Raw genomic sequence first — 6887 nt, 5'->3', positions numbered from 1 at the left:
CCCCCCCGTTGCGGGGCCTCGGCCGGCGCCCCCCGCGGTTTGTTGTTGCCGGGGCCCGGGCCGCCCCGCGCCCGCACCCCCGCGGCTTGCCCCGCCGGGGGGGGGCGGCCGGGGGCCCCCCCCCCCGCGCCCCCCCCGCCCGCCGGCGCGTCAGGCCGTCAGCGACGCCCCGTTCGAGGCGATCACCTGCTGGTACCAGTCGAACGACGCCTTGGGCGTACGGGCCAGCGTCCCGTTGCCCTCGTCGTCCTGGTCGACGTGGATCAGGCCGTACCGCTTGGACATCTGCGACGTCGACGCCGCGATGATGTCCAGCCCGCCCCACGCGGTGTACCCGAGCACCTGCACGCCGTCGTCGATCGCCTCGCCGATCTGCTCGATGTGCGTCCTGAGGTACTGGATCCGGTACGGGTCGTCGACGCGGCCGTCGGGCCCGACCTCGTCCTTCGCGCCGAGGCCGTTCTCCACGACGAACAGCGGCACCTGGTACCGGTCCCACATGTCGCGCAGCGCGATCCGCAGGCCGACCGGGTCGTGGTGCACGCCCCAGTCCGTGACCTCCAGGTGCGGGTTGCGGATGCTGGAGAAGATGTTGCCGCCGGTGATCCCGTACCGGGACGGGTCCGCCGCGGACACCAGCGACATGTAGTAGCTGAACGACAGGAAGTCGACCGTGCCCGCGGCCAGCTCCTCGGCGTCGCCGTCCTCCATCGCGACCGTGATCCCCTTGCGGGCCCACAGCCGCGGCACGGACGTCGGGTACGCGCCGCGCACCTGGACGTCGGTGTGCAGCAGGTTGAGGTCGTTCGCCTCGAGCGCCTCCAGCACGTCGGCCGGCGCGCTGGTCGCCGGGTAGTGCAGCATCCGGGCGAGCATGCAGCCGACCTGCGCCTGCGGGTCGATGCCCTTGATGATCCGCACGGCCCGGGCGCTGGCGACGAACTGGTGGTGCAGGGCCTGCCACGCCTTCGCCTCGGTGTGCTCGCCCTCGCGGGTCACCACGCCACCGCCGGTGTAGGGCTCCAGCAGCGTCGTGTTGATCTCGTTGAACGTCAGCCAGTAGGTCACCAGCGGGTGCAGCTCGCGCACGACCGTCTCGACGTACCGCGTGAACAGGTCGATGACGCCGCGCTCGGACCAGCCGCCGCGCCCGTCCGCCACGAGCGCCAGCGGCATCTCGTAGTGCGAGAGCGTGACGACCGGCTCGATGCCCCGCTCCCGCAGCCGCGTCAGCAGGTCGCGGTAGTAGTCGAGGCCGGCCTGGTTGGGCTCCGCGTCGTCGCCGTGCGGGAAGATCCGCGTCCACGCGATCGACAGCCGCAGCGCGGTGATGCCGAGCTCCGCGAACAGGTCGATGTCCTCGCGGTACCGGTGGTAGAAGTCGACGCCGTACCGCTTGGGGTAGCCCTGCCCGCCCTCGACGGTCCGCGCGGTCGCGATCTCCTCGTCCGAGGCGCGCATCAGCGCCTCGAGCGCGGTGTAGTTGCGCGCCTCCGGGGAGCGGAACGGGACGACGTCGGCGGTGGACAGGCCCTTGCCGTCGGCGTCGAAGCCGCCCTCCATCTGGTTCGCGGCGAACGCGACGCCCCACAGGAAGTCCTTCGGGAAGCTCATCGGGCGGTCTCCAGTGCGTGCTCGAGGGTCTCGATCGCCAGCAGGTCGGCGCCGGCGCGGACGGTGCCGCCCGCGACGGTCTCGACCCCGGCGAACGCGGGCGTGTTGGTGACGACGACGACCGTCGTCGTGTCGTGGGTGGCGGCGACGGCGGGCAGGTCGACGGTCAGCAGGCGGTCGCCCACGGACACGCGGTCGCCGTCCTGCACGTGCGCGGTGAAGTGCTGACCGCCGAGGTTCACGGTGTCGATGCCGACGTGGACGAGGACCTCGACGCCGTCGTCGCTGCGCAGGCCGACGACGTGCTTGGTCCGGAACACCGTGACGACCGTGCCGGTGACGGGCGAGACGATCTCGCCGTCCGTCGGCAGCACCGCGACGCCCTTGCCCATCGCCTGGCTGGCGAACGCGGCGTCGGCGACCTGGTCGAGCGGCACCACCGTGCCGGCGACGGGGGCGGCGACGACCGGGCCGCCGGTGACGGCAGCCGCGGGCGCCGGGGTGGTGGCGTCGGCGGTCGTGGCGGCGGTACCCCCGCTGAGCGGGCTCTCGTCGAAGCCGATCAGCACGACGGCGACCACCGAGACGACGAACGCGGCGGCGATGGCCGCGACGGACCAGCCGAACGACTCGCCGGCCAGGCCGGGCAGCCCCGGCAGGCCGCTGTTGCCGACCAGCGCGTACGCCTTCGAGCCGAAGCCGAGCGCGACCGCGCCACCCGCGGCGCCGCCGATCATGCTCGCGAGGAACACCCGGCGCATCGGCAGCAGCAGGCCGAACAGGCCCGGCTCGGTGACGCCCATCAGGGCCGTGAATCCGGTGGACAGCGACGTCGCCCGGACCTGCTTGGACCGCGCGCGGATGGCGACGCCGAACAGCGCGCCGGCCACGGAGAACACCTGCACGTAGGTCAGCGGGAGGAACGGGTCGTGGCCCAGCGTGGCCAGGTTGCCGAGGATGAACGGCACCAGGGCCGCGTGCATGCCGGTCATGATGATCAGCGACATCAGGCCGCCGAGCAGGATGCCCGAGAGCACGCCGCCGTGGGTGAGCAGCCAGTTCAGGCCGCCGGAGATCTGGTCGCCGATGATCGCGCCGACCGGGCCGAGCGCCACGAGCGTGACGGGGCCCACCACGAGCATGCTGACCAGCGGGACGACGCTGAGGTGCAGGGCGGCGGGCAGGGCCCGCTTGAGGCCGCGCTCGACCCAGGACAGCGCCCACACCGCGAGCAGCGACGGGATCACCGTGTACGAGTAGGTCGTCGCGGTGACCGGCAGGCCGAGGAACGTCACCGGCGCGCCCGCGGCCAGCAGCGCCGCCAGGTTCGGGTAGACCAGCGCGCCGGACAGCGCGGCCGCGACGAACACGTTCGTCTTGAACACGCGGGCCGCGGAGATCGCGATCATCACGGGCAGGAAGAAGAAGAACGCGTCGCCGAGCGCGAACAGCAGCTGGTAGGTCTGCGTCTCCGCGGACATCCAGCCGAGCCACACGGCCAGCGCGAGGAAGCCCTTGATCAGGCCCGCGCCCGCGATGGCGGGGAGCAGCGGCGGGAACGTCTTCGACAGGAAGCCGAAGAACCGGTCGCGGATGCTGCCGCCGGACGCGGCGGCCGTCTGCGCGCCGGGCGCGTCGTCGGCGTTCGGGTCGTTGACCTTGCTCACCAGGCCGGGGTGCGTGGCCGTGACGGCCGCGAACACCTTCGGCACGTCGTTGCCGACGATCACCTGGAACTGCTCGCCGCTCTGGTTGATCGCCTGCACGGCGGGCACGGCACGGACCGCCGCCTCGTCGACGCGCGACCGGTCGACCAGGCCGAACCGCAGGCGGGTGACGCAGTGGTAGAGCGAGGTCACGTTGTCCTCGCCGCCGACCGCCGCGATGATCGCGGCGGCGTCCTTCTCGTAGCTCACAGGTGCTCCTGAGATGTCCCGGTCCCCTCGTCGGGGCGCACGGGTGGGAGGGGTCAGAGCAGGTTCGACAGGTGCAGGCCGAGGTAGGTCCGCTCCTGCAGCGTCATGACGTGTCCGTGGCGCTCCTCGACGACCGCGGCCACCTGGTCGACGACGGCGAAGGCCCGGGGCTGCTGCTCCACGAGGAACGCGTGCAGCTTCGGGTCACCGCCGTCCTCGACCTCGCCGTCCACCACCCGCTGCGCCAGGAAGCGCAGGTGGGTGGCGAACCGGAGGTAGGCGTGCCGCTCGTCGCCGGGGTCGATGCCGAGCTCCCGGCGCACGACCTCGAGGACGTCACGCATGAAGTCCATGAGCCGCGCGGTCTTCTCCGACGAGCCGCCGACGGTCGCGTTCACGAAGTGCAGCGCGATGTTGACGGCCTCGTCGTCGGTGAAAGTCACCGAGAGCTGCTTGTTGAGGATCATCACGGCGGACCGCGCGAAGAGGTACTCGTCGCGGTGGATGGTCCGCACCTCGACGGCCAGCGGGTTCGCGAGGGAGATGCCCTCCCGGACGCGCTGCACGGCGTAGACGAGGTGGTCCGCCAGGGACGCGAAGATGCCGTCCCCGAACTCACGGCCCAACGAGCGGCGTGCGACCGTGACGATGTCCGCCGTGACCTGGAGGATCTCGGGCGGGACGGTGCCGACGATCGACGCGAGGTGGTTGCCGGCGGCATCGTCGCGGATCCGGAAGACCGACTCCACGCGCTTCTCGTCGATCGTGTCGCCAGGCTTGCCCTGGAAGCCGATGGCCTTGCCGACGACGATCACGTCGCGACCGGCGGCGTCCACCGCGGCCACGACGTTGTTGTTGAGGATGCGTCGCACCTTCACGCGTTCACTCCGTTGCAGACCTGCTCTACCGGGGCCCTCTTTGGCCTCGGCGGTGGTGTTGCCTGCATCAGCAGTGACAAGCCACGGGGACGTTAACATCCGCCCCAGCACGAGACAACCGCCCTGGTCCCGCCCTGCTGCGCGGCCACCCCCGGGACCGGTTTGACGCGATCCGGGGCGCCGCGTACAACTGGTGGCCACCAGGGTTGTCACTGAGCGAGATCAGGCAAGACCTGAGGAACCGGCACGCGCCGGCGCCTCAGGTCTTTTTTGTTGCCCTGGCACGGTCGCCGCCGAGGGCGGCCGTCGATGAAGGGATCCACCATGCTTCAGCGCCGAGCACGCATCGCGACCACCTCCGGTCTGCACGCCCGCCCCGCCTCCCTGCTGACCGGCCGCGTGGCCGCCGGCGGCCACCCCGTGCAGATCGCCCGCGTCGGCGAGGCCGGCGTGGACGCGTCCAGCATCCTCATGCTCATGGGGCTCAAGCTGGAGCACGGCGAGGAGGTCGAGCTGACCTCGTCGTCCGTGGACGCCGAGGCGCTGCTGGACGAGCTCGTCGGCCTGCTGGAGAGCGACCTCGACGCGGTGCAGGCGTGACCTCCGCCGGGACGGTCGGAAGCACGACCCTGCACGGCATCGGCGTCGGGAGGGGCCTCGCGGTCGCACCCGTCGCCGTGGTCACCCCGCCGCCGGTCGTCCCCGCCGACGAGCCCGCCGCCACCGACCCGGCCGCCGCCGAGGCCGAGATCCGCGCGGCGCTCGCCGCGGTCGGCGACGACCTGCGCGCCCGGTCCGCCACCAGCACCAACCCGGACCTGGCGCAGATGCTGACCGCCGCGGCCACCATGTCCGCCGACCCCGCGCTCGCCGCCGAGGCCGCCCGCCTCGTGCACGCCGGCACGGGCCCCGCCACCGCCGTCGACCAGGCCGTCGAGGGCTTCGCCGCGATGTTCACCGCCGCCGGCGGCGACCTCGCCGAGCGCGCCACCGACCTGCGCAGCGTCCGGCACCGCGTGGTCGCCCGGCTGCTGGGCGTGCCCGCGCCCGGCCTGGAGCTGACCGAGCGAGCCGTCGTCGTCGCGGACGACCTGTCCCCCGCCGACACGGCCGCCCTGGACCTCGACCTCGTCGCGGCCGTCGTCACCGAGCTCGGCGGCCCCACCAGCCACACCGCGATCGTCGCCGGCCAGCTCGGCCTGCCGTGCGTGGTCCGCGTCGCCGGCGCCTCCGCGCTGACCGCGGGCACCGTCGTGCTCGTCGACGCCGCCGCCGGCACCGTCGTGTCGGACCCGTCGCCGGACGTCGTCGCCGAGGTCGACCGTCGCGCCGAGGGCGAGCGCACCATCGCCGCCCTCACCGGGCCCGGGGCCACCGCCGACGGCCACCCCGTCCCGCTGCTCGCGAACGTCGGCACCCCCGCCGACGCGCGCGCCGCCGCCGCCGGCACCGAGGGCATCGGGCTGTTCCGCACCGAGGTGCTGTTCCTCGACGCGCGCACCGAGCCGTCCGTCGCCGAGCAGACCGCCGCCTACGCCGAGGTCGTCGCGGCCTACGCGGGCCGGAAGGTCGTCATCCGGACGCTGGACGCCGGGGCCGACAAGCCGCTGGCGTTCGCGAACCAGACCGACGAGGAGAACCCCGCGCTCGGCGTCCGCGGCTACCGGCTGGTCCGGTCCCTGCCCGGCATCGTCGAGCGCCAGCTCGAGGCGCTCGGCGCCGCCGTCACCGCCCTGCCCGCGGAGCGCCGCGACGACGTCCGGGTGATGGCCCCGATGATCGCCACGCCCGCCGAGGCCCGCGCGTTCGCCACCGCAGCCCGGGCCGCCGGCATCACGAAGGTCGGCGTCATGGTCGAGGTCCCCGCGGCCGCGCTGCGCGCCCGGGCGCTGCTGGACGAGGTCGACTTCGTCTCGCTCGGCACCAACGACCTGGCCCAGTACACGATGGCCGCCGACCGGCTCCGCGGGGAGCTCGCCGACCTGCTCGACCCGTGGCAGCCCGCCGTGCTCGAGCTCGTGCGCGCCACCGCGTCCGCCGGGACCGCCACCGGCAAGCCCGTGGGCGTGTGCGGCGAGTCCGCGAACGACCCGCTCATGGCGCTCGTGCTCACCGGGCTCGGCATCACCAGCCTGTCCATGGCCGCCGTGCGCGTGCCCGCCGTGCGGTACGCGCTGCACGCGCACACCCTCGACGAGTGCCGCGCCATGGCGGAGGCCGCACTGACCGCCCCCGACGCCACCGCCGCTCGGGACGCCGTCCGCGCCCGGCTCCGGCCCGAGACCGGCGCGGTGCTGCTCGGCGGCCGGTGAGCAGACCCCTTCGGCGCGTCACCCACCTCGTGAGCTGCGGCTCGCCCGCCAGCGCCAGCGCCAGCGCCAGCGCCAGCCGATTCTCGCGTCGCCGGCCGACACCTCGGCTTGCGACGCGAGAATCAGCTGGTGATGCGGCTGGCCCGGGGGCGTCCGGCCGGGCGTCC

At 73.6% G+C, this 6887-nt stretch carries 5 protein-coding genes; 2 read left to right on the top strand and 3 right to left on the bottom strand.

Going from position 1 to position 6887, the window contains the following annotated elements; genetic code table 11:
* Positions 1 to 150 precede the first annotated feature (150 nt).
* From ACWPWW_RS18565 to ACWPWW_RS18555, 3 genes are read right to left on the bottom strand one after another with little or no spacing between them, the layout of a single operon-like run.
* On the bottom strand, positions 151 to 1614 hold the full coding sequence (locus ACWPWW_RS18565; RefSeq protein ID WP_454051797.1) for a glycoside hydrolase family 1 protein: 1464 nt from the start codon (positions 1612 to 1614) through the stop codon (positions 151 to 153).
* Complete coding sequence (locus ACWPWW_RS18560; RefSeq protein ID WP_454051796.1) at positions 1611 to 3530, bottom strand: beta-glucoside-specific PTS transporter subunit IIABC; 1920 nt, start codon at positions 3528 to 3530, stop codon at positions 1611 to 1613. The genes ACWPWW_RS18565 and ACWPWW_RS18560 overlap by 4 nt, the downstream gene beginning before the upstream one ends.
* Positions 3531 to 3583: 53 nt before the next feature.
* Positions 3584 to 4408, bottom strand: a complete 825-nt coding sequence (locus ACWPWW_RS18555; protein WP_454051795.1) for a PRD domain-containing protein — start codon at positions 4406 to 4408, stop codon at positions 3584 to 3586.
* Between the two features lie 324 nt (positions 4409 to 4732).
* Here ACWPWW_RS18555 and ACWPWW_RS18550 point away from each other — a divergent pair, with 324 nt between their 5' ends.
* Both ACWPWW_RS18550 and ptsP read left to right on the top strand, forming a co-directional pair.
* Positions 4733 to 5008 carry an HPr family phosphocarrier protein gene (locus ACWPWW_RS18550; protein WP_454051794.1) on the top strand — a complete coding sequence of 92 codons (276 nt, stop codon included), beginning with the start codon at positions 4733 to 4735 and terminating at the stop codon, positions 5006 to 5008.
* Positions 5005 to 6720 carry a phosphoenolpyruvate--protein phosphotransferase gene (ptsP, locus tag ACWPWW_RS18545; RefSeq protein WP_454051793.1) on the top strand — a complete coding sequence of 572 codons (1716 nt, stop codon included), beginning with the start codon at positions 5005 to 5007 and terminating at the stop codon, positions 6718 to 6720. Before ACWPWW_RS18550 ends, ptsP begins: the two co-directional genes overlap by 4 nt.
* Positions 6721 to 6887 lie beyond the last annotated feature (167 nt).

This window comes from Cellulomonas sp. Marseille-Q8402 (genome assembly GCF_965119525.1).
This window is presented reverse-complemented; position numbering and strand designations above follow the sequence as displayed.